Source organism: Pseudomonas sp. 22490 (assembly GCF_052044465.1).
Lineage (GTDB): Bacteria > Pseudomonadota > Gammaproteobacteria > Pseudomonadales > Pseudomonadaceae > Pseudomonas > Pseudomonas aeruginosa.
This window is the reverse complement of the sequence record NZ_JBQENS010000046.1, coordinates 19934-42477: the sequence shown is the minus strand read 5'-3', so window position 1 is coordinate 42477 and position 22544 is coordinate 19934. Positions and strand designations below refer to the sequence as shown.

Genomic DNA, 22544 nt, shown 5'->3' with positions numbered 1-22544 from the left:
ACTTCATCCCCGCCAACCAGGAGACTTCCATGGCCCTCATGTTCCCGCGGCTCGCCCGCAATTTCGCCAAGAACGGGTATTACCCGACCGACGAACCCACGCTCGAAAGAGCTCTCAACGCACTGATGCCCAGCGATGGTCCGATGTGCATCCTCGATCCCTGCGCCGGCGAAGGCGTGGCGATCGCCGAAGCCGCTCATGCCCTCGGGCGCGAGCAGGCCAAGGCGTTCGCCGTCGAGTTCGACGCGGAACGGGCACGCCATGCCCGCGGCCTTGTCGATCACTGCCTGCACGCGGACCTGATGGACACGATGATCTCCAAGCAGTCATTCGGGCTGCTCTGGCTCAACCCGCCGTATGGCGACCTGTCCAAGGACGTCAACGGCAACATCGGCTATCAAGGTCAGGGCCGTCCCCGCTTCGAGAAACTGTTCTACCAGCGCAGCCTGTCGCTGTTGCAGTACGGCGGTGTGCTGGTCTTCATCGTCCCCGGCTACGTGCTCGACGCCGAGCTGGTCGGCTGGCTGACGCGCCACTACACGGACCTGCGGATCTACCGAGCGGTGGAGACGCAGTTCAAGCAAGTGGTGATCTTCGGTCGCAGGGTGCGTCAGCGCGAGCTGGCACCCGATGGTCTCAAGGCCGTGCGCAATCTGCTGCTGCAGGTCGGGCTTGGTGAAGTCGAAGCCGAGGAGCTGCCGAGCGAATGGCCGTTCCTGCCGTACATCGTTCCCGCCAGTCCGGCCGAGCCGGAGCATTTCTTCCGCGTGACGATGGAGCCGGAGCAATTCGCCGATGAAGTCGGCCGGCTGCAAGGCCTCTGGCCGTCGCAGGACACGCACCTGGGGGCAGCGCAGCAGTCGCTGCGTCCACCGGCGCGTGCCTTGTCCCACTGGCATCTCGCCCTGGCCCTGGCCGCGGGCGCGATCTCGGGGGTTGTGCGCTCCAAGACCGGGCGCGTGCTCGTCGTCAAAGGTGACACCCACAAGGACAAGACGCTCCAGCGGGAATTCACCGAACGCGAAGACGGCTCCATCGCCGAGACCCGCATCCTCACCGACAAGTTCGTGCCTGTCATCCGCGCGTGGGACATGACGCCCGGCTCCGCTACACGGGGCGAGGTCCTGACCATCCGTTAATCCATCGGACGCGCTGTCGTCCTGCTGTACCACATCGAAGGAGAAACACCATGTTCCCCAATCTGTTCAAGCGGCCCGCGCCGCAGAAGCAACCGTTGTTCGCACCAGGTACGTTGCAGTTGAGCGAGAAGGTGCATTGGCTGGCCCGCAAAGGCCTGATCGACCCCTTGGCTCTTGTCCAGCGCCATGTGCGCGGTGACTGGGGCGAGACCGATGAGGCCACCCGTCAAGCCAACGATGTCGCAATCCGTGGGGACGATCCGATGATCTCCCACTTCAGGATCACGCCCGAACTGGTGTTGATCGTCAAGACCAGCGAGGACCACCAGACCACGGTGATCCAGCTTCCCGAAGAACGGGACATGATCTGACAGCACCATCGTCGTCTTCATCCACCTGACGGAGCCACTTCACTCCGCCAGGGGTGTCGTGGCTCAATGACTCATCAAGGAGGAGCCCATGGCATCACATCACATTGAAACCTACTGCCACGGGCTGGCGTTTCCAATCGGTGCGCTCATCTTCAGCAGGGGCATCGATCGCCTGGTCCGCACGGGTCGGCTCGACCCGATCCCGTACTTCAGGCGCCACACCCGTGGCGACTGGGGCGACGTCAACATCCAGCAATGGCAGGCCAACAGCACTGCACTGCAATCCGGTGCATCGCTGGAATCCCGCTACGTGATCCATCCGGGGCTGGCCATCCGCATCGTCACCGATGCGGAGCGCAGCGCCACCGTCATCGTGCTGCCGTCCGAAGACTGAGCACGATTCACCAGCAGGCCGCCACGGCCGGCAACTTCGACCACCTCGGCCAAGCGCCGATTTCCTTCCCACTGCGGGGCATGCCATTGGCCCGCTGGGGGTAGTGCATGCCCCATTTTTCATTGGAGCATCACCATGTCCCTCGATCTCGAAACCACTGCCGCTGAAGCCGCGCCCGTACAGGGCGAACTGCTCGATGCGGAATCTTCCCCTCTGACCCTGAGCCTTCAGGATTTTGTCGGCGAGTTCGGCGACGAACTGCTCGACGCCCTCAATAGCGCGAACCCGCCGGTCTATAACGGCCAGCCGCGGGCGCACCGGCAACTCGTCGTCGCCAGCCTCAAGCGCAAGCTGTTCCCGGCCCAGGCCGAAGTCGTCCACGCCGCCGCCGAGCTGCTAGTCGATCGGGGAGAACGCGCCGCGATCGTCAATGGCGAAATGGGTTGCGGCAAAACGACCGTCGGCATCGCCACGGCCGCCGCGCTCAACGCCGAAGGCTACCGCCGCACCCTGGTTCTTTCGCCACCGCACCTTGTTTACAAGTGGCGGCGCGAGATCCAGGAAACGGTAGCAGGTGCCAAGGTCTGGGTGCTCAACGGGCCGGATACGCTCGTCAAGCTAATCAAGCTGCGCGAGCAGTTGAATGTCCAGCCCACGGGCCAGGAGTTCTTTGTCCTGGGCCGGGTCAGGATGCGGATGGGCTTCCACTGGAAGTCCGTCTTCACCCAGCGGCGCACCCGCCACGGCGACGTGGCGGCCTGCCCGGACTGCGGCAGGGTCATCACCGACCTCGACGGCGAGCCGGTCAACCCGGTCGCCCTCCAAGCCGAGGAACACCGCAGGAAGTGCAGCCACTGCGCCGCGCCCCTGTGGACACTGATCCGCCCGCGCAGCCTGTCCGGCAGCGACCAGTCCTCGGCCGTGCTGAAAGCCCTCAAGCGCATCCCGACGATCGGGGAAGTCACCGCGCAGAAGCTGATGCAGAAGTTCGGCGACGGGTTCCTGGCGTCGATGCTGGGCGACAACATCCATGAGTTCATCAACTTGATGGATGGCAACGGCGAACTGGTCTTCTCTGACCGCCAGGCGCATCGCATGGAAAGAGCGATGGCGAACATGGAGTTCGGCTTTGGCGAAGGCGGCTACCAGCCGTCCGAGTTCATCAAGCGCTATCTGCCGCAAGGCACGTTCGACTTGTGCATCGCGGACGAGGCCCACGAGTACAAGAACGGTGGCAGTGCCCAAGGCCAGGCCATGGGCGTGCTGGCGGCGAAGGCTCGCAAGACCTTGCTGCTGACAGGCACGTTGATGGGCGGCTACGGGGACGACCTGTTCTACCTGCTGTTCCGAGCCCTGCCTGGGCGGATGATCGAAGACGGCTACCGCCCGACCACGAGCGGCAGCATGACCTCGGCCGCCATGGCGTTCATGAGGGACCACGGGGTCCTCAAGGACATCTACTCCGAAAGCACCGGCACGGCGCACAAGACGGCCAGGGGCACCAAGGTATCGGTGCGCACGGTCAAGGCTCCCGGCTTCGGGCCGAAGGGGGTCTTGCGGTGCATCCTGCCGTTCACGATCTTCCTCAAGCTCAAGGACATCGGCGGCAACGTCCTGCCGCCGTATGACGAGGAGTTCCGTGAAGTCGCAATGGACGTGGCGCAAGCCGCGGCCTACCGCGACCTGGCGGGTCGGCTGACCGCGGAGCTGAAACAGGCTCTGGCGCGACGCGATACGACGCTGCTGGGCGTGGTGCTCAATGTGCTGCTGGCTTGGCCGGACTGCTGCTTCCGGTCGGAAACCGTGGTGCATCCGCGCACGCGCAACACCTTGGCGTTCGTCCCGGCTCAGTTCAACGAGTTCGAGGTGACGCCGAAAGAGCGCGAGCTGATCGACATCTGCAAGGAAGAGAAGGCGCAGGGCCGCAAGGTTCTGGCCTACACGGTCTATACCGGCACGCGCGACACCACGTCGCGCCTGAAGGTGCTGCTGGAGCAGGAAGGTTTTCGGGTGGCAGTGCTGCGCGCGAGCGTGGATGCCAGCCGCCGCGAGGACTGGATCGCCGAGCAACTGGACCGTGGCATCGATGTGCTCATTACCAACCCTGAGCTTGTCAAGACGGGATTGGACCTGTTGGACTTCCCGACGATCGTGTTCATGCAGTCGGGCTACAACGTGTACTCGCTCCAGCAGGCGGCGCGTCGCTCCTGGCGCATCGGACAGAAGCAGTCCGTGCGCGTGATCTATCTCGGCTATGCCGGCTCCTCTCAGATGACCTGCCTGGAGCTGATGGCCAAGAAGATCATGGTCTCGCAGTCCACCTCGGGCGACGTGCCCGAATCGGGCCTGGATGTACTTAACCAGGACGGTGATTCCGTCGAAGTGGCGCTGGCCCGGCAACTCGTTGCAGCGTAAATTCTGCGACAACGCCGGCATCCCCATTGGGATGCCGGTTTTTTTTTGCCGCCCCTCAGTAAGGCGCGGAGCTTGCGTTGCCTAGGCTACTGCTGCAAGCCGGCGGTCCGCATCCGATTCTCCAACTCGTCCAAGAACGGGGAGCGTCCAAGCCGCATCGGGCCGAATCGACCATCGACAAAGCCCGAATAGAGCATGTGGACCTCGTCACGGGCGCGGGTCAGGCCCACGTAGAAGAGGCGACGACTTTCGCGCAATTTCTCGGGACTCTCATTGCGCCACGGCAGGTTCCCAAGATCGAGACCGACCATGATGACCACGTCGTACTCGCAGCCCTTGGCCGAATGTAAGGTCAATAGATTGAGGTGCGCTGGCGACCCATCTCGCCCCCCGAGGCTCACGATATCCAGGGAGGCCAATGCGCCACCTTCCGCGAGTGCCGCCGTCATACGGTCCAACTGCTCCTTCTGGTCGGCGAGCGCGCTCTCTGCGTCCAGCAGGTCATCGAGGATACCGGTCCGAAGCGCTGCAACGAACTCACGCGCAGGTTGAACATCCTGGCGCAGGGACCATAAAAGCGCGGTCAGCACTTGCCCCTCGCGTTTGGCCTGGCTCTCGTCCAGATGCGCACGGCGGAAAGCCAGATAACGTTCGATCAAACCACGCAACTGCGGCCGCCCGATGCGCCAGCCGCCTGCGCACCAGGCTGCGCAGTCCTCGACCCAACTCGTCAGGCCCACCTTGCGATAAGGCGCGGCATTGTCGACCCGGATGTAGTCGAGTCCGCTGGCCGTCGCCACCTCGGCAACGACGTCGCCTGCGCGGTAGTCCTTGTAGAGGATTGCGATATCACCAAGCGTCCGACCGGGCTTGGCCGCCAGAGCCGCCGGAATGATCTGCGCAATGGCATGCGCGGCCTGATCCGCTAAGCCCCCAGGACGCAGCACGAACGCGATGGACGCCTGACGCGTCGGGTCGTTCGCCCGATAACCGCGGGCTTCGCCCAACGCCAGCTCCGAGGCGTTAACGATTCTGGTACCTGATCGATAATTGAGCTGAAGCTGGACCCGCTCAATATCGTCGCGTGCGGCCAGTTCCGTGAGCAAGCCGCCGTCGGCCCCCGTGAAACCATAGATTGACTGATCCGCATCGCCTACCGCGAATAAGCGAACACCGCCATCGAACGCCAGGCGCTTGACGATCCGATGCAGCGCGACGCCCAAGTCCTGGTACTCGTCGACGGCGAGCACCGGAAACTTCGCCTGGACCAATGGCAGCACCCAGTCGTGCTCGACAATCAGCCGCTGGCCGAAGACGACCATGTCGTCGTAGTCGATTAATCCCTCGTTACGCAACGCCGCTTCGTAGGCGATCGCCCAAGCGGCAAGCTCCTCCTCGCTGCGCCACATGACGCTGTTTCGGTCGAGAACAGAGCGTCGGTGCCGCCCCAGATCGATGGCCTTGTACGGATGATTGGGCCCGAAGAGCGCGTCCCCCGACTGCCTCAGCAAACGGTCGCTCACCCGCTGCGTTGCCACCGCCAATGGAAACGGAATCGGCAGTTTGGCCAAGCGCCCGTAGGGCATCAGCAGATGGCGCAGGCAAAAGCCATGCACCGTGCCAATGAACAGGTTTGGTGCCTCTCGCAATCCCAAGCCTTCGAGGCGGCGAGTCAGTTCGCGCGCGCATTCCTGGCTGTAGGTAATGCATGCGGCTCCACGAGGGGCGCGGACGTCCTCGGCCAAGATGCGTGCGAGCTTCAGCACCAAGGTCTTCGTCTTGCCACTCCCCGGTCCGGCGAGCACCACGCAGTGCCCTTGCGAGTCGTATGCCGCCTGTTGGCCGGGATTGCCGGCTAGGTCTGCGGCCTGCGCCAGGTAGGCGGAGCTGACACTAGACGATGGCATCACGGATGTACTCAAGCGCAGAGCGAATGTAGTCCGGGCACGTGTCATCCGATACCGACACCGCAAGCGCCTGTGCAAACCGCCCCTTACCAATGCGCTCAATCATCGCCAGCAAACGGTCTTCATCAAGCTCATCTGGATCGTCCACCCAAGACTGCAGATCGTCCAAGCTTGCCCGCTTCAAAGGCAACTCTCGTTCGATCACCTGTTGCATCGACTCGGCCAAACCACCTGCGAATAGTTCAGGCTCCAGCGTGTTCTCGTTGACGAAGTATCCGAGTTCCACGGCGCGCTCCAGGACATCGTCCACGTCCCACTCGCCGTGATCGTCGCCCGGCTCGACCACATCGAGGACATTGGCGAGGCGCCGACGTACGCGCGGCGGCTTTCCGTCGACCGGGTCACGGTCGGTCAAGATCACATGCGGGATGTTTAGGCCATGAGGCCCCAAGAGTTTCACGTAAGGAGTGAAGTTGGTGCCGCCCACCGAACACACCGTGATTCCCAGCATGTCGAGCGGGATACCCAGCGCTTCCGCGAATGCTGGGATGAGGAAGCGCTCCGCATCGCCCTCGACCAGAATGACGCCCCGTGAAAAGAAGATTTCGCCGCGCGTCACATCAATGTAGCGCTGCAGGTCTTCCTCGTCGCGTTGAGTGAAAGGAGCGTTCGCCGTAGAGACCGCCACGGTCTTCCCCTCTGACGCATCGTGACGAAGCAGGACGATCGACCGTATCGGCGCAACACTGGCGATATGCGGCGAGTGCGTGGTCAGAATCGTCGTGAGCGGAGGCACGTCCTCTTCGCCCTGTGCACCGGTGCCCAGGAAGTAGCGATACACCAGCCGCTGGACGTGGGGATGCAGGTGCGCCTCGGGCTCTTCCACTACGAAGAAGGTGTGGTCACGCTCGCCGTCCGACACCAGCCGGTCTAGTTCGAGACTCTTGAGCGCCAGGAAGATCAGGTTCGCCGTCCCGAGACTTGCGTCGCCGATGCCGCGAGCTCCGTTGTCGATCAGCAGCCGCAAGCTGCGCAACAGGGCATCGACGCGCGTCGGCGCCAGCCCGAGGCCTAGCGGGACGGCATGCTGCGCTCCCGCGAGGGCGACCAGCCTTTCGCTGATCCGTTCCGCAGCCTCTATTACCTCGTTGTGACCGGCAAGTTCCTGTTGGGCTTCGTCGACCTGCTGCTGAATCTCCTCTCGGGCGTCTTCATCGAGCGACGCTGCAAGGTCTTCGATGAGCGGCCGCAACGGTGAGTGACGCCAGCTCGCAAGATCCTTCTCCGCATCACGCAAAGCAACCTGAACGTCCAACGGCAACATGCGACGGAGCGCGCCGCCGATACGCATCTCGGGGTCGTTGCCGCCGAAGATCACGTACTCGTAGTCCCTCAGCGAATCGGGCTCCTCGGCCAGTCCGGCCTTCGGCTGAAAGCGATAGGTCAAGCGCGCCACCATGGGTGGCCCAGCCTCGATCACGCAGTCGTTGAGGTGGGCCATCAGTCGCGGATCGTCCGTGAAATCGGTAAGGTCGACCGACACCTCGATGGCTTCGCCGAGCTTGTCTGCGCCGAGGCCGTCCCAAAAGTGCTCAAGCCCCAATTGCCGGTCACGCTCGGACAATGCTGGATCGAGGATCAGTTGCAGGGCACGAATGAAGTTGCTCTTGCCGACCTTGTTCTCCCCCACGATGACGATGCTGTCGCCGGTCTCGACATCCACGTCCGAGAAATTGGCGAAATTGACTAGCCTGACACGTGAAATCCGCATTTCAAATCCCCCTTCCTTTTGGCATTTGATAGTAGCAGTCAGTGGCGAACTGCCCCATTCAGCTACTGAACAAACCGGACCACCTCCAGTTCGCATTCTTTGCTGATTGGCTGGACGCATCCGAAGAAGGTATCGGCTTATTGCAACAGAGAGCCGAGCCATGCAAGCCATTTGTCCGATCCGGCGTCTGGCCGGTGCCAGCCTGCTGGCAGCTACCGTCCTGACCACCGGCTGCGCGACGACCGCCGCACCGGTCGTGCCACCGCCCATCGAGCAGGCGATCTCGATACCCGAGCCGGCCGCGCCGGAACTCGTGCCGGTCGTGCGCTACGGTCGTTACACGCTGGTCGAACTGGCACCGACGGCCGCGCAGCGCGACCTGCTGTTGCAGACCATCGACGTGTCGATGCCGGAGGATGCCCGCGCAACGGTGGGCGATGGGCTGCGGCATGTGCTCAAGCGCAGCGGCTATCAGCTCTGCGAGACCGCGCACGCGGTAATTGAGCTGTACGCACTGCCGCTGCCGGCGGCGCACCTGCACCTCGGCCCCATGACCTTGCGCGATGCGCTGCTCACGCTTGCCGGCCCCGCTTGGGAACTGCACGCGGACGATCGGGCACGGCAAATCTGCTTCGAGCGGCCTGGCGACAGTATGTCCGCAGACAACGCATCCGCGCCGCCCGTCACCGAGGCGGCGCAGACGTTCCCGCTGGCACCCATGCCCGTGGTTTCGGGAGGCCAGCCATGAACGCTCCGCAATCCGCCCAGCGTTCAACCGCCGCCGTGGTGGTGCAGAGCCTGCTCTGGCTTTGGCTGTTCGGCCTCAGCGTCTTCGTAGCCCTCGGCTACCAGGCCATGCACGACCAGGCCGACCAGGAGAGGCTGGATTCCCGCCTGCAACGCCTCGAAGCGCAGGCAACAGGCCTGGCCGAGACCATCGAGACCATCCAACAGCGTCCGGCCGTCGCAACGGCGGTAGACCTCAAAGACACCCGCCAAATCCTTGAAGCACGCGCGGCCCAGGTCGAGAAAGCGCTGAGCGGCTATGCCGCTGCCGACGACCTTCAGTCGCTGCGCGCCGAGGTCGAGCAGCTCAAGACGCGCCAGACCGCAGCACGCGCCGCGGCACCGGCCCAGTCGCGCGCACCGAGCAAGGCTGCTGCCAGGCCCGAGCCACCGCCGCTCCCGTTCCGCATCGTCGGCGCCGAACTGCGCGCCGGCCAGCGCAGCGTGTCCGTCGCGCCGAGCAATGGGGACTTCACGCCTGACCAGCTTCAGGTGCTGCTGCCCGGCGATGCGATCGGCCTGTGGCGCTTGCTGGCCGTCGAAGGCAGCACCGCGGTGTTCCAGGCCGGCGACCAGACCCGTCGCATGGCGATTCCCTGACCGGAGCACACCACATGAAGCCGTCGATCATCCTTTCTGCGCTTGTGCTGGCGTCCGCCCACTGGCCCGCCTGGGCGCAGCAGCCGACCACGGCGCCCACGCGCAATGCGCAGAGCCAGGAACGTCCGCTGGCCGCCCGCATCCCGGAAGACCGGGTGGCAAGCGACTGGGGCCTGCAACCGCAGGAATGGACGCGCTATCGCGAACTGATGGACGGACCGCTGGGCATCTACTCGCCCAACCTGGACCCGCTATCGGCCCTGGGCATCGAGGCACGCACCGACGAAGAACGGCGGCGCTACGCAGAACTGCAGGTGCAAGCCGAAGCGCGCCGCGTCGAGAAGCTGCTCGCCTACCAGCGCGCCTACGACGAAGCCTGGCAGCGGCTGAACCCCGGCATGCAGCGGGTGAACCTGCCGGACGACAAGCCGGTCGCCGGCGCCACGCGCGGCTCCGGCCGCACGGCAGTATTCGTCAAGGACGGCTGCGTGGCCTGCGGCCAGCTCGTGCAGCGCCTGCAATCCGCGGGCGCCGAATTCGACCTGTACATGGTCGGCAGCCGCCAGGACGACGCGCGCATCCGCGACTGGGCCAAGCGCGCGAACGTCGATCCGGCGCGCGTGCGCAGCGGCAGCATCACGCTCAACCACGACGGCGGCCGCTGGCTAACCTTGGGGGTGCCCGGCGATCTGCCGGCGGTCGTGCGCGAGGTGAACGGTCAATGGCAGCGCCAGCCGTAGCCGCACCCCTGCGCGCACTGGTGCTCGCCGCTGGCCTGTATGCCTGCGTCGCCCAGGCCCAGGAGGTTCCGCCACCGGCCTACCAGCTCGCCGCGCAGCGTGCGGGCATCCCCTCGACGGTGCTCTATGCCGTCGCCTTGCAAGAGAGCGGCATCCGCCGCAATGGGCGTATGGTCCCATGGCCCTGGTCGCTCAACGTCGCCGGCCAGTCGCGCCGCTACGCCACCCGCGCCGACGCCTGCGCTGGCTTGCAACAGGCGATGCGCTCCACGCCGCACACGCGCATCGACGCGGGCCTGGGCCAGATCAACCTCGGCTATCACCGGCAGCGCTACGCCAGCGCGTGCGACTTGCTCGATCCGTACCGCAACCTCGCCATCGCCGCCGAGATCCTGAAGGAGCAGCACGCGCCGGGGGAGGACTGGCTTCTGGCGATCGGTCGCTACCACCGCCCCGCGGGTGGCGAGCCTGCCGCCCGCTATCGGCGCAGCGTGTCGCGCCACCTCGCCCGCGTGCAGGGCACGCGCCCAACCGCCGCAGCACTCGCCGCGCGCCAGGAGACCTCACCATGACGAAACCCCATTTGACCCTGTGGAGCCTGCTCGTGTCGCTGGCGGGCCTGCCGTTGGCCCTGTATGCCGGCGAGCCGCTGATTGTGGTCGAGGACCGCGGCGGCACGTCGGCGCTGCCGTACTACGAAGCCCTCAACCTCCAGCCGCGCGCAAATGCCCCGGCCCGGCCGCCCATCCCGACGCCACAGGTTCCCGTCACACCGGCGGACGAGGCCGCGATGCTGCCGGTGCGCAGCGCCAAGCTCACCCCCGGCACCGTCTCGCGGCGGGTGATCGAGGCACCGGGCCTGCGGCCGTTCGTGCTCATCGGCGACGACGAGACCTCCCATGCCTGGCTGCGGCGTCGTGCGACCTCGCTGCGCGAGCGCGGTACGGTCGGCCTGGTCGTCAACGTCGAGACGGTGCAGGCCCTTGCACGGCTGCGCGCCCTGGTGCCCGGCGTACCGCTCGCTCCCGTGGGCGGCGACGACCTGGCGGAGCGCCTGGGCCTGCGGCACTACCCGGCGCTGATCACGGCCACCGGCATCGAGCAATGAAACCATGTCTGGGAAGCAACCAGTCGAAGTACTGTTGCGGCCAGCGGTGGAGCTATACACCGTCGCAGCGTGTGCTGGCGCCGCGTTTTTGTGCGTGGTGGCCCCGTGGTCGCTCGCGCTGAGCCCCGCCATGGGCGTCGGCAGTGCGCTGGCGTTCGCGGCCTATGGCGCCATCCGCTACCGCGATGCCCGCATCATCCTGCGCTACCGGCGCAACATCCGCCGCCTGCCGCGCTACGTGATGACCAGCAAGGACGTGCCGGTCAGCCAGCAACGCCTGTTCGTGGGACGCGGGTTCCTGTGGGAGCAGAAGCACACCCATAGGCTCATGCAGACGTACCGGCCGGAGTTCCGCCGCTACGTCGAGCCGACGCCGGCCTACCGGCTGGCGCGGCGCTTGGAAGAGCGGCTGGAATTTGCGCCGTTCCCGCTCTCCCGGCTGTCGACACTCACGGGTTGGGACGTGCCATTCAATCCTGTACGCCCATTGCCGCCTGTGGGCGGCCTGCCGCGCCTGCACGGCATCGAACCGGAGGAGGTGGACGTCGGCCTGCCGCTGGGTGAGCGCGTCGGGCACTCGCTGGTGCTGGGCACTACGCGCGTAGGCAAGACGCGACTGGCCGAGTTGTTCGTGACCCAGGACATCCGGCGCAAGAACGCCGCGGGCGAGCACGAGGTCGTGATCGTCATTGACCCCAAGGGCGATGCGGATCTCCTGAAGCGGATGTACGTCGAAGCCCTGGGTGCCGGCCGCGAAGGCGAGTTCTATGTGTTCCACCTGGGTTGGCCGGACATCTCCGCACGCTACAACGCCGTGGGCCGCTTCGGCCGCATCAGCGAGGTGGCCACCCGCGTCGCGGGGCAGCTTTCCGGCGAAGGCAACTCAGCCGCCTTCCGAGAGTTTGCGTGGCGATTCGTCAACATCATCGCCCGCGCCCTGGTGGAGCTGGGACAGCGGCCCGACTACATGCTGATCCAGCAGCACGTCATCAACATCGACGCGCTGTTCATCGAGTACGCGCAGCACTACTTCGCCAAGACGGAGCCCAAGGCCTGGGAAATCATCGTCCAGCTCGAAGCGAAGCTGAACGACAAGAACATCCCGCGCAACATGATTGGGCGGGAAAAGCGCGTCGTGGCGCTGGAGCAGTATCTCTCCCAAGCCCGCAACTACGACCCGGTGTTGGACGGCCTGCGCTCTGCCGTCCGCTACGACAAGACGTATTTTGACAAGATCGTCGCCAGCTTGCTGCCGCTGTTGGAGAAACTGACAAGCGGCAAGATCGCCCAGCTCCTGGCCCCGAACTATTCCGATCTGGCCGACCCGCGCCCGATCTTCGACTGGATGCAGGTCATCCGCAAGCGTGCCGTCGTGTATGTCGGCCTCGATGCACTGTCCGACGCCGAGGTTGCCGCAGCGGTCGGCAATTCCATGTTCTCCGATCTGGTTTCGGTCGCAGGGCACATCTACAAGCACGGTATCGACGACGGCCTGCCGGGCGCATCGGCCGGCACGCGCGTGCCGATCAACGTCCACGCGGATGAATTCAATGAACTCATGGGTGACGAATTCATACCGTTGATCAACAAGGGCGGCGGTGCCGGGCTGCAAGTCAGCGCCTACACGCAGACGCTCTCCGACATCGAGGCCCGCATTGGCAACCGCGCCAAAGCCGGTCAAGTCATCGGGAATTTCAACAACCTCTTCATGCTGCGCGTGCGCGAGACCGCGACCGCCGAACTGCTGACCAGGCAATTGCCGAAGGTCGAGGTCTATACGACCACCATCGTGAGCGGCGCGACCGATAGCTCGGACATTCGTGGGACGACGGACTTCACGTCGAACACCCAGGATCGCATCAGCATGTCCAGCGTCCCGATGATCGAGCCGTCGCACGTCGTCGGCCTGCCCAAAGGCCAGTGCTTCGCGCTGCTGCAGGGCGGCCAGCTTTGGAAGGTCCGCATGCCGCTTCCGGCCCCCGACTCCGATGAAGTGATGCCGGCAGATCTGCAGCAACTGGCCGGGTACATGCGCCAGAGCTACAGCGAGGCCACGCAGTGGTGGGAGTTCACCAGTTCCCCGGCCTTGCAGGACGCGGCTTTACCCGACGACCTGCTGGACGATGTCGCTCCGCCCGAGCCTGCCGCGGTGACCTCCGCCACCGACGACGACGCCGACATCGGGGCCTCACCGTGAACGACGCCGCTGCTACCACACAGCGGGAACAGAGCCGCCGGCAGGGACTGATCGTCGGCACCATTACGTTCCCGTTCCGGTTGCTCGCAGTGCTGATCGGCTCGCTGCTGTTCTCGATCGTGGTCGAGTGCGTCGGTATGCACCTGTTCTGGAAGGACCAGGGCTGGCGCCACTCCCAGCAGATGCTGCAGTACGAGCTGGGGCACCTATCCAGCCACTTCACGCGCAGCGTGGTCGTGCAGGAGCCTGGGCGCACGGCGCACGAGCTGGTGGACACCGGCTACGAATGGGTGTTCGTGCGTTCCGGGCTGCTGGAGCGCATGAGCCAGACCGCCGAGCGGGCCCGCGCGCCCAGCCAGGCCGGAGGGCGCAACTTCCGCTGCTACATCAGCCAGGTTTATGTCTGGACCGAGAGCTACCTGATCGCTGCGGCCTTCACGACGCTCACGTTCCTGGTTCGCTTGCTGGTCCTGGTGCTCACGCTGCCGCTGATCTTCACTGCGGCGTTTGTCGGCCTGATCGACGGCCTGGTGCGGCGCGACGTGCGCCGGTTCGGCGCGGGCCGGGAATCCGGCTTCATCTACCACCGCGCAAAGGCGAGCCTGATGCCGCTGGCCGTGCTGCCCTGGGTCACCTATCTGGCCTTGCCGATCTCGGTGCATCCACTGCTGATCCTGTTGCCGAGCGCCGCCTTGCTGGGGCTGGCGGTATCCCTGACTGCGGGGAGCTTCAAGAAGTACCTTTGAAGGTTGAGCACGCCGCGCAGCGCTGATGCTCAGGCCTTCATCCGCGCACGCACCTGTTCCCAGGCCTGCGCAGCGCGCACCTGCGCTTCCTGCATTTCGGCTCGGATCAACTCAGTCATCTCGGCGTGGCCGGCTTCCGCTTCCTCCCAGATGAAGTACCGGCGCATCTGGTGCGTCACACCATCCACAAAGACCATCGTCTCGAACAGGAGTGGATCTCCACTAAGTCCGTGGTTGTGGTCCAGCCCAAGAAAGACCGTGGAGATACGGACGTCATCGACCCAGGTTTCCACCACCCGCCGATCAGCTACTGAAAACCAGGCGCCCCACTCGGCAATGCTCTCGCACGGTACGGCACGACGACCGTCGAGCTTGTAGTGCATGTGGCGAGGGAATTGGGGAAGCGGCATACCGAAAGAGTACCCGAAGGCGCTCGCGCTCCCAAAGCCGACGCCAGTTTCTCGCCACGCTGACGCGGCGCTAGTTCCCACTCTCCAGACCCTGAAACCGCGCGCAAGCCCATGAATCCGGGCATGCGCGGGTTCCTATTGTTTGCGGCCTAAAAGTACCTCGCTGCCCACGATCAAGCCATTGCTGATCACACAGGAATGGCGCGATGTTGGCTCCGATCTGGCAGCGCGCCGCGTATCGCGGCGTGCCCATTTTTCTCGTGACGGCCCTGCTGCTGGGTCAGTCCCCGATGGTGTTGGCCGAGTCCCCGGCACAGCGCCAGGAACTGGTCGCCGCGCTGCGCCAACTCGACGCGCTGGAGCGCACCGTCGCCGACAGCGCCGCGCGTGCCCCCATCCAGCCGGGCGAGCGCTACCACTTCGATTACCCGCGGTTGCTGGCTGACCTGGCGCGCGTGCGCGCCGGCATCCAGGCCCATCTCACACCGTCGCGTGCCCAGCCGCGCGACCTCTCCGAACTGGCCGGCGACTACCGCACCGAGCGGTCCGCTTCGCCATCGCCGACGACGACTTCGGAAGACACGCCATGAACGGCGCCCAGGTCTCGGCATTTCAAGCCAACAGCGGCATCGCGCCTTCGGCGATGGCGACCGTCCTGGTCGGCGTCGTGTTCGCGGTGCTCCTCGTGTGGGGCGTCTGGGCCATCCGAACGGCCTACGTGGGGTGGTCCGAGAGCCGCCTCAACCAGCGCCAGTTCCTCGGCGTCTGCATCCGCTTCGTCGCGATGTACCTCGTCCTGAGCTTCTTCCTTCTCTCCTGACCTGAAAGGCACGACCATGCAAAACCGCATCCCCCATTCCCATCTTGCCCAGCGCGCCGCTGTGGCACTGGGCGCCGCCGCGCTGCCCGCGCTGTCGTTCGCGCAAGGCTTGCCGCAGTTGGAGAACCCGACCCGCGGCACCGGCAACGGCATCATGGAAACCATCAGGAACTATGGCTACGACATCATCATGCTCGTGGCCCTCCTGGTCGTGGCGTCGATGTTTATCGGCGTCTGCTATCACGCCTACGGGACTTACGCGGAAATCCACACCGGCCGCAAGACCTGGGGCCAGTTCGGCCTCACGGTCGCCATCGGTGCCGTGCTGCTGGTGATCGGCATCTGGCTGCTCACCGAAGCCACCGGCATCCTCTAAGGCGAGGTCGGTATGTCCGAGCAGCAGCACGTCCGTGCGGACGGGACGGTCACGTTCCTTCCGCACCGGCTCAACCGCCACCCCGTTGTCGTGCGCGGCCTCACCGCCGACGAGCTGTGGATCTGCTGCGGCCTGTCGGGCGCTGCCGGCCTGCTGGTCGGCGCGCCGCTGTCCTGGGTGTTCCGCACGATCGCCATCGCGCCGACGTTCGTCGTCCTGGGCGTGGCCCTCGGCGTCTTCATCGGGGGCGGCATCCTGCGCCGTCTCAAGCGCGGGCGTCCCGATACCTGGCTGTACCGGCAACTGCAATGGCGCATCGCCACGCGCCATCCGCTGATGGCGGGATGGGTAGGCGGCCACGTGCTGATCTCGCGCTCCGGCTTCTGGTCCACCCGAAGGAGTGCACGATGAGCCGCTTCAAGAACGAGATCACCCACCTGCAGGCGCACATCAAGACGCTTCGCCTGGGGGCTGGCGCGCTGGTCATCGTCGCCCTGGTCATGGGCGGCGGCTGGTGGAGCGCGCCGCGCGACCTGACCATCCACGTCCCGCCCGACCTGCGCTCCGGCAGTACCCGAAAGTGGTGGGAAGTACCGCCCGAATCGGTCTATGCGTTCACGTTCTACTTGTTCCAGACCCTCAACCGCTGGCCGACGAATGGCGAAGAGGACTACGCGCGCAACCTCCACACGCTTTCGCCGTACCTTACCCCGTCCTGCCAGGCCTTCCTGCGCGCGGACTATGACTACCGCCGCAGTACGGGCGAACTGCGCCAGCGCGTGCGCGGCATCTACGAAATCCCCGGCCGCGGGTACGGCGACGACCCCACGGCGCGCGTGCGCGTGGTCTCCGACCGCGACTGGGTGGTGACGCTCGACATCACCGCCGACGAGTACTACGGCGCCGAGCAGGTCAAGCGCGCGCTCGTGCGCTACCCGGTGAAAGTCACGCGGGTGGACGTCGATCCCGCCCGCAACCCGTTCGGCCTGGCGCTGGACTGCTACGACGGTGCGCCCCAGCGCATTAGCGCCCCGGAGCCGACGCGCCCGGCGCCTGGCGGCCTGTCTCCGCAAGCGCCCCAAGGAGGAAACACCCCATGAAGCATCTTGTACTCATGCTGCTGGGGCTGCTGGCCGCGGCCGCGGCACCCGTCTCCCATGCCGTGGAGATTCTGCGCTGGGAACGCATGCCGCTGGCGGTGCCGCTGAAGGTCGGCCAGGAGCGCATCGTGTTCATCGACCGGAACGTCCGCGTGGGCGTGCCCGCAGGCGTCGGCGAACGCCTGCGCGTGCAGAGCGCGGGTGGCGCGGTGTACCTGCGTGCCAGCGAGCCGATCGAGCCCACGCGGCTGCAATTGCAGGACGCCGACACGGGCGCGCTGATCCTGCTCGACATCGCGGCCGAGCCGCCCAAGGACGGCGAAGCCGAGCTGGAGCCGGTGCGCATCGTCGAGGGCAGCAGCACCCCGGCGCGCTATGGCGATCAGCCAGGCGGTGCCGATGAGGCCCCGGCACGCGCCCAGGATCAGGCAGGTACGCGGGCAGCGCGGCGCGAAACCCCGGTGCCGGTCGTCCTGACGCGCTTCGCCGCGCAGAACCTCTACGCGCCGCTGCGCACCGTGGAGCCGCTGCCCGGCGTCATGCGGGTGAACCTGCGCCGCGGCCTCGACCTCGGCACGCTGATGCCGACGCTGCCGGTGCGCGCGGTCGCGCTCGCGTCGTGGCGTCTGGAAGACCAGTGGGTCACCGCCGTGCGTCTGACCAACAGCAGCGGCGGCTGGGTCACGCTCGACCCGCGCGTGCTGCAAGGCGATTTCCTCACCGCCACCTTCCAGCACGAAGCGCTCGGCCCCCACGGGACGCCCGAGGACACGACCGTCCTGTACCTGGTGACGCGCGGGCGCGGCCTCGTGCAGTCGCTGCTGCCGGCGATCCACCGCTTCGACCCGGCCGTGCATCTGCCGCAGCCGGAAGCTGAAGCCGACGATGGCAAGGAGGCCCGCCATGCGCAGTAACGGCTTGCTCAAGTGGCTGATGATCCCGGTCGCCTTGCTGGTGTTGTTCGTTGCCATCCGGCTGTTCTCCGGTGGAAGCACGTCGGCACCGCCCGCGGCAGATGCCGGCTCCAAGCTCACGCCCGAGGAAATGAAGGCGTTGGGCATCGAAGGCGATACCCCCCGCGATACCGTGGCAACGCTCGTCGCCCAGGTGAAGCAGTTGCGCACCGAGCTTCAGACCGCGCTGACCGACAACAAGTCGCAGCGCGAGGAAAACCAGCGGCTGCGCCAGCGCGAGAACTCCATCGATCAGCGCATCAATTCGGCCCTCGAATCCGAACGCTCCAATCTGCGCCGCGACCAGCAGCAGGCGGCCAGCGAGCGTCAGCAGACCGAGGGGCTGCTCGCCGACCTGCAGCGGCGCCTGGACAGCATCGGCGGGCGCGGCGGCGGCCATGCTGATCTGCCGGTGGGCCTGGGGCTGCGTGATGGCGACGAGGTCGGCATGGAAGGCGGCATGCGATGGGTCGAACCGGACGACGCGAAGAAGGCCGAGGGCCGCAACGGCAGTCGTGGCACGGGCAGCGGCATGAGCTTCCCGACGAGCTTCGGCCCCGCGCAAAGCACGCTGGAAACCACCGGGGAAACCGTGGCGAACGCTGGCGCACGTGCGGCAGGCGTCAAGAGCGCCAAGCCGGTGTATACGGTGCCGACCAACTCGACGCTGATGGGTTCCGTGGCGATGACGGCGCTGATCGGCCGCGTCCCGATCGACGGGACAGTGAACGACCCATACCCGTTCAAAGTACTGGTCGGGCCGGACAACCTCACGGCCAACGGCATCGACATTCCCGACGTAGCCGGCGCGGTGTTCTCCGGCTTCGCCTCGGGCGACTGGACCCTCTCGTGCGTGCGCGGCCAGGTGCGCAGCATCACGTTCGTGTTCAACGACGGGACGATCCGCACGATTCCCGAAGACCGCGAAGGCAACCAGCAGAACAACCAGCAGCAGAACTCTCAAACCGGGGGTCTGGGGTGGATCAGCGATCCGCACGGCATCCCCTGCGTCAGCGGCGAGCGGCGCAGCAACGCTCAGCAGTACCTCGGATCGCAAGCCCTGATCACTGCGGCTGGTGCCGGCGTGGCCTCGCTCATCGAAAGCGACAGCGGCCGCATGTCCTACGTCGGCTCGGACGGCGCCATCGGCACCGTGGGCATCAGCGGCCAGGAAGCAGTCGGCCAGATCCTCGCGGGCGGCGTCCGGGACATGTCCAACTGGGTCAACCAGCTCTACGGCCAGGCATTCGCCGCCGTCTATGTACAGCCCGGCGCCAAGGTCGCCGTCCACCTCGAAAAGCCGCTCGCCATCGATCACGACCCCGAAGGCCGGCGCGTCGATCACCGTGCAGGAGAAAGCCATGCGCTCGAACTCGATTAAGGGCCTGGCGCTGGCCCTCGCCGTCGCGGTGCTCGGCGGCTGCGCCACCAGCAAGGAAAAGCTACTGCCCCACGGCGACAGCACGATGATGGACATCTGGCAGCAGAACGCCGGTGAGGGCGGCGGTGGCTCCGGCCAGGTCGCGCGCCAGCAGCTGCTCGACGCGCGCCAGAGCCTGCGCCGGCCGCTGACCGAGGCCGACGTGCAGACCGCGCCCGCCGAGCAGGTGAGCTACACGCGCACGGCGCGCAACGAGGTCTATCGCCAGTTCCAGCGCCTGCCCAATCCCGATCTCGCCATGTACGTGTACCCGCACCTGGCGGGCACGGACCCCGTTCCCGTGCCGGGCTACACGACGGTTTTCCCGCTGTACCAGCGCGTGCAGTACGCCATGCCAGGCGAGCGCGTGGAGGACTACTGATGCGCTGGAAGCTCCCTTGGCCCAGGCCGGCCGCACCGAAGTTGGCCGCACCCGGCGCTGGCGGTGACGAGCAGCCGGACGACTGGCAGCGCCACGTCGAGGCCTTGCGCCAGGCCGGCATCCCCGAACCCGGCGCGGCGGTCCAGGATCGCAGGCCGGCGACCGTGGCCGACGAGCAGGCGCTCTACGATGTCGCGCCGTCGTTCGCGGAACTGCTGCCGTGGGTGGAGTTCCTGCCGCAGTCGAAGTCGATGCTGCTGGAGGACGGGCAATCGGTCGCGGCCTTCTACGAGCTGGTGCCGCTGGGCACCGAGGGCCGGGAGCCCGGCTGGCTCGCGCATGCCCGCGATGCCTTGGAAAACGCCCTGCAAGACAGCTTCGATGAACTGGATGAGAACCCCTGGGTGCTCCAGCTCTATGCACAGGACGAGCCCAGCTTCGACCAGTACATGCAGACCCTGCGCGACTACGTGCAGCCGCGCGCCCGCGATACCGCGTTCACCGAGTTCTACCTTCGCTTCTTCGGCCATCACCTGCGCGCGGTCGCCAAGCCGGGTGGCCTGTTCGAGGACACGGTGGTCACGCGGCTGCGCTGGCGCGGACAGACGCGGCGCGTGCGCATGGTCGTCTATCGGCGTGCCACCGGGCAGGCAAGCCGCCGCGGCCAGACGCCCGAGCAGATGCTGAACATCGTCTGCGATCGCCTGTGCGGTGGGCTGGCGAATGCCGGTATCCAGGCACGGCGCATGGTCGCAGCCGACATCCACGACTGGCTGCTGCGGTGGTTCAATCCGCGCCCCGCGATGCTCGGGCCTGATGCCGAGGATCGCGAGCGCTTCTATGCACTGGCGCGCTACCCCGACAGCACCGAGGAAAGCGAGGCCGGCGAGATCGAGCTGGCGAGCGGGAGGGATTTCAGCCAGCGGCTGTTCTTCGGCCAGCCACGCTCCGACGTGGCGCATGGCATCTGGTACTTCGACGGCATGCCGCACCGTGTGCTGATTACCGACAGGCTGCGCATGCCGCCCGGCACCGGACACCTGACCGGCGAGACCCGCAAAGGGGACGCCATCAACACGCTGTTCGACCAGATGCCGGAAGACACCTTGCTTTGTCTCACGATGGTCGCCACGCCGCAGGATGTGCTGGAAGCGGATCTCAACCACCTGGCGAAGAAGGCCGTGGGCGAGACGCTGGCGTCCGAACAGACGCTCAAGGACGTGCAGGAAGCCCGCTCCCTCATCGGCAGCGCACACAAGCTCTACCGGGGAACGCTGGCGTTCTACCTGCGCGGGCGCGACGAGGCGGAACTGGACCGGCGCGGCCTGGACCTGGCGAACGTCATGCTCAACGCCGGCTTGCAGCCGGTGCGCGAGGACGACGAGGTGGCGCCGCTCAACAGCTACCTGCGCTGGCTCCCGTGCTGCTACAACCCCGGCCAGGACCGGCGCAAGTGGTACACCCAATTGATGTTCGCCCAGCACGCGGCGAACCTGTCGCCGGTGTGGGGCCGCGCCCAGGGTACGGGCCACCCCGGCATCACGATGTTCAATCGTGGTGGCGGCCCGATTACGTTTGACCCCTTGAACAGGTTGGATCGGCAGATGAATGCCCACCTGTTTCTGTTCGGCCCCACCGGCTCCGGCAAGAGCGCTACGCTCAATAACCTCTTGAACCAGGTCACAGCCATCTATCGGCCGCGGCTGTTCATCGTGGAAGCCGGGAATTCCTTCGGCCTTTTCGCAGACTTCGCCCGGCGCCTGGGGCTGACTGTGAACCGCGTCAAGCTGGCCCCCGGCTCCGGCATCAGCCTCGCGCCATTCGCCGATGCGCGCCGGCTGATCGAAACACCCAGCGACGTGCAGACGCTTGATGCCGACGCGCTGGATGAAGACCAGCCGGCGGATGCCCCGCCCTTGGAAGCGGACGAGCAGCGCGATGTGCTGGGCGAATTGGAAATCACGGCCCGGCTGATGATCACGGGCGGCGAAGACAAGGAAGAAGCCCGGATGACGCGCGCCGACCGCTCGCTGATCCGCCAGTGCATCCTCGACGCCGCCGAGCACTGCCACGGTGGAGGTGGTAGCGACAAGCGCACGGTGCTCACGCGCGACGTACGCAACGCGCTGCGCACCCGGGGCCAGGACCCGACGCTGCCCGAGATGCGCCGCGTGCGGCTGCTGGAGATGGCGGATGCGATGGACATGTTCTGCCAGGGTACGGACGGCGAGATGTTCGACCGCGACGGCACGCCGTGGCCCGAGGCCGACATCACCCTGGTCGATCTGGCAACCTACGCCCGGGAGGGCTACAACGCGCAGCTCTCCATTGCCTACATCAGCCTGATCAGCACGGTGAACAACATCGCGGAGCGCGACCAGTATCTGGGTCGTCCCATCGTCAACGTCACAGACGAAGGACACATCATCACCAAAAATCCATTGCTTGCACCGTACGTGGTCAAGATCACAAAAATGTGGCGCAAGCTAGGGGCCTGGTACTGGCTGGCTACGCAAAATATCGACGATCTGCCGCGCGCCGCGGAGCCCATGCTGTCCATGATTGAATGGTGGGTGTGCCTGTCAATGCCACCCGATGAAGTGGAGAAGATCGCGCGGTTCCGCGAACTCTCGCCCGCACAGAAGGCGCTGATGCTGTCGGCGCGCAAAGAAGCGGGGAAATTCACCGAGGGCGTCATCTTGTCGAAGTCTATGGAAGTGCTTTTCCGCGCTGTGCCGCCGAGCCTGTACCTCGCCCTCGCGCAGACGGAACCCGAGGAGAAGGCCGAGCGCTACCAGCTCATGCAGCAATACGGCTGCACCGAACTCGAAGCCGCCTTCCGGGTCGCCGAGAAGATCGACCAAGCGCGCGGCATCGAGTCGCCGGCCCTGGACCTGTCTTAAGCCGGA

Annotated in this window: 23 protein-coding genes; 20 read left to right on the top strand and 3 right to left on the bottom strand. The window is 66.0% G+C overall.

Annotated elements, in window-relative coordinates:
* The first annotated feature begins 29 nt into the window (after nt 1-29).
* The 4 genes from ACTJJX_RS31955 (at nt 30) to ACTJJX_RS31940 (ending at nt 4319) form a co-directional block, all read left to right on the top strand.
* On the top strand, nt 30-1139 hold the full coding sequence (locus ACTJJX_RS31955) for a DUF6094 domain-containing protein (protein WP_023082319.1): 1110 nt from the start codon (nt 30-32) through the stop codon (nt 1137-1139).
* Between the two features lie 50 nt (nt 1140-1189).
* A complete protein-coding gene (locus tag ACTJJX_RS31950; RefSeq protein WP_023082318.1) occupies nt 1190-1510 on the top strand; it encodes a hypothetical protein in 321 nt (106 codons plus the stop codon).
* 88 nt (nt 1511-1598) lie between these two features.
* The gene (locus tag ACTJJX_RS31945; protein ID WP_023082317.1) at nt 1599-1904 is read left to right on the top strand and encodes a hypothetical protein; all 306 of its coding nucleotides are present in this window, start codon (nt 1599-1601) and stop codon (nt 1902-1904) included.
* Nucleotides 1905-2039: 135 nt separating this feature from the next.
* Nucleotides 2040-4319 (top strand): DEAD/DEAH box helicase family protein, encoded by a 2280-nt coding sequence (locus tag ACTJJX_RS31940; RefSeq protein WP_023082316.1) that lies wholly within the window; start codon nt 2040-2042, stop codon nt 4317-4319.
* Nucleotides 4320-4405: 86 nt separating this feature from the next.
* Here ACTJJX_RS31940 and ACTJJX_RS31935 read toward each other — a convergent pair whose 3' ends face one another.
* Complete coding sequence (locus tag ACTJJX_RS31935; RefSeq protein WP_023082315.1) at nt 4406-6226, bottom strand: ATP-dependent helicase; 1821 nt, start codon at nt 6224-6226, stop codon at nt 4406-4408.
* A complete protein-coding gene (locus tag ACTJJX_RS31930) occupies nt 6213-7997 on the bottom strand; it encodes an ATP-dependent nuclease (protein ID WP_440782049.1) in 1785 nt (594 codons plus the stop codon). Before ACTJJX_RS31930 ends, ACTJJX_RS31935 begins: the two co-directional genes overlap by 14 nt.
* Before the next feature lie 160 nt (nt 7998-8157).
* Between ACTJJX_RS31930 and ACTJJX_RS31925 the strand changes: the two genes are divergently transcribed.
* The 7 genes from ACTJJX_RS31925 to ACTJJX_RS31895 are packed head-to-tail and all read left to right on the top strand — an operon-like array spanning nt 8158 to nt 14174.
* Nucleotides 8158-8745, top strand: a complete 588-nt coding sequence (locus ACTJJX_RS31925) for a PilL N-terminal domain-containing protein (protein WP_023082313.1) — start codon at nt 8158-8160, stop codon at nt 8743-8745.
* Nucleotides 8742-9383 (top strand): hypothetical protein, encoded by a 642-nt coding sequence (locus ACTJJX_RS31920; RefSeq protein WP_023082312.1) that lies wholly within the window; start codon nt 8742-8744, stop codon nt 9381-9383. The genes ACTJJX_RS31925 and ACTJJX_RS31920 overlap by 4 nt, the downstream gene beginning before the upstream one ends.
* 14 nt (nt 9384-9397) lie before the next feature.
* Nucleotides 9398-10123, top strand: a complete 726-nt coding sequence (locus ACTJJX_RS31915) for a TIGR03759 family integrating conjugative element protein (RefSeq protein ID WP_023082311.1) — start codon at nt 9398-9400, stop codon at nt 10121-10123.
* Nucleotides 10105-10695 (top strand): transglycosylase SLT domain-containing protein, encoded by a 591-nt coding sequence (locus tag ACTJJX_RS31910; protein WP_023082310.1) that lies wholly within the window; start codon nt 10105-10107, stop codon nt 10693-10695. The genes ACTJJX_RS31915 and ACTJJX_RS31910 overlap by 19 nt, the downstream gene beginning before the upstream one ends.
* Nucleotides 10692-11231, top strand: a complete 540-nt coding sequence (locus ACTJJX_RS31905; RefSeq protein ID WP_023082309.1) for an integrating conjugative element protein — start codon at nt 10692-10694, stop codon at nt 11229-11231. Before ACTJJX_RS31910 ends, ACTJJX_RS31905 begins: the two co-directional genes overlap by 4 nt.
* Before the next feature lie 4 nt (nt 11232-11235).
* Complete coding sequence (gene traD / locus ACTJJX_RS31900) at nt 11236-13428, top strand: type IV conjugative transfer system coupling protein TraD (RefSeq protein WP_023082308.1); 2193 nt, start codon at nt 11236-11238, stop codon at nt 13426-13428.
* Nucleotides 13425-14174, top strand: a complete 750-nt coding sequence (locus ACTJJX_RS31895; protein WP_023082307.1) for a TIGR03747 family integrating conjugative element membrane protein — start codon at nt 13425-13427, stop codon at nt 14172-14174. Before traD ends, ACTJJX_RS31895 begins: the two co-directional genes overlap by 4 nt.
* Nucleotides 14175-14203: 29 nt before the next feature.
* Here the strand turns inward: ACTJJX_RS31895 and ACTJJX_RS31890 are convergent, their stop codons facing one another.
* The gene (locus tag ACTJJX_RS31890; RefSeq protein ID WP_023082306.1) at nt 14204-14557 is read right to left on the bottom strand and encodes a hypothetical protein; all 354 of its coding nucleotides are present in this window, start codon (nt 14555-14557) and stop codon (nt 14204-14206) included.
* Nucleotides 14558-14790: 233 nt separating this feature from the next.
* Between ACTJJX_RS31890 and ACTJJX_RS31885 the strand changes: the two genes are divergently transcribed.
* The 9 genes from ACTJJX_RS31885 to ACTJJX_RS31845 are packed head-to-tail and all read left to right on the top strand — an operon-like array spanning nt 14791 to nt 22538.
* On the top strand, nt 14791-15174 hold the full coding sequence (locus tag ACTJJX_RS31885; protein WP_023082305.1) for an RAQPRD family integrative conjugative element protein: 384 nt from the start codon (nt 14791-14793) through the stop codon (nt 15172-15174).
* On the top strand, nt 15171-15404 hold the full coding sequence (locus tag ACTJJX_RS31880) for a TIGR03758 family integrating conjugative element protein (RefSeq protein WP_003050225.1): 234 nt from the start codon (nt 15171-15173) through the stop codon (nt 15402-15404). Before ACTJJX_RS31885 ends, ACTJJX_RS31880 begins: the two co-directional genes overlap by 4 nt.
* Before the next feature lie 16 nt (nt 15405-15420).
* Complete coding sequence (locus tag ACTJJX_RS31875; protein WP_023082304.1) at nt 15421-15780, top strand: TIGR03745 family integrating conjugative element membrane protein; 360 nt, start codon at nt 15421-15423, stop codon at nt 15778-15780.
* Nucleotides 15781-15792: 12 nt separating this feature from the next.
* Entirely contained in the window at nt 15793-16191 is a 399-nt protein-coding gene (locus ACTJJX_RS31870; protein ID WP_023082303.1) for a TIGR03750 family conjugal transfer protein, read from the top strand.
* Entirely contained in the window at nt 16188-16880 is a 693-nt protein-coding gene (locus tag ACTJJX_RS31865; protein ID WP_023082302.1) for a PFL_4703 family integrating conjugative element protein, read from the top strand. Before ACTJJX_RS31870 ends, ACTJJX_RS31865 begins: the two co-directional genes overlap by 4 nt.
* A complete protein-coding gene (locus ACTJJX_RS31860; protein ID WP_023082301.1) occupies nt 16877-17794 on the top strand; it encodes a TIGR03749 family integrating conjugative element protein in 918 nt (305 codons plus the stop codon). Before ACTJJX_RS31865 ends, ACTJJX_RS31860 begins: the two co-directional genes overlap by 4 nt.
* Entirely contained in the window at nt 17784-19214 is a 1431-nt protein-coding gene (locus ACTJJX_RS31855; RefSeq protein ID WP_023082300.1) for a TIGR03752 family integrating conjugative element protein, read from the top strand. Before ACTJJX_RS31860 ends, ACTJJX_RS31855 begins: the two co-directional genes overlap by 11 nt.
* Nucleotides 19195-19635, top strand: coding sequence for a TIGR03751 family conjugal transfer lipoprotein (locus ACTJJX_RS31850; protein WP_023082299.1), 441 nt, complete (start codon nt 19195-19197; stop codon nt 19633-19635). The genes ACTJJX_RS31855 and ACTJJX_RS31850 overlap by 20 nt, the downstream gene beginning before the upstream one ends.
* Complete coding sequence (locus tag ACTJJX_RS31845; RefSeq protein ID WP_023082298.1) at nt 19635-22538, top strand: conjugative transfer ATPase; 2904 nt, start codon at nt 19635-19637, stop codon at nt 22536-22538. The genes ACTJJX_RS31850 and ACTJJX_RS31845 overlap by 1 nt, the downstream gene beginning before the upstream one ends.
* Nucleotides 22539-22544: the final 6 nt, after the last annotated feature.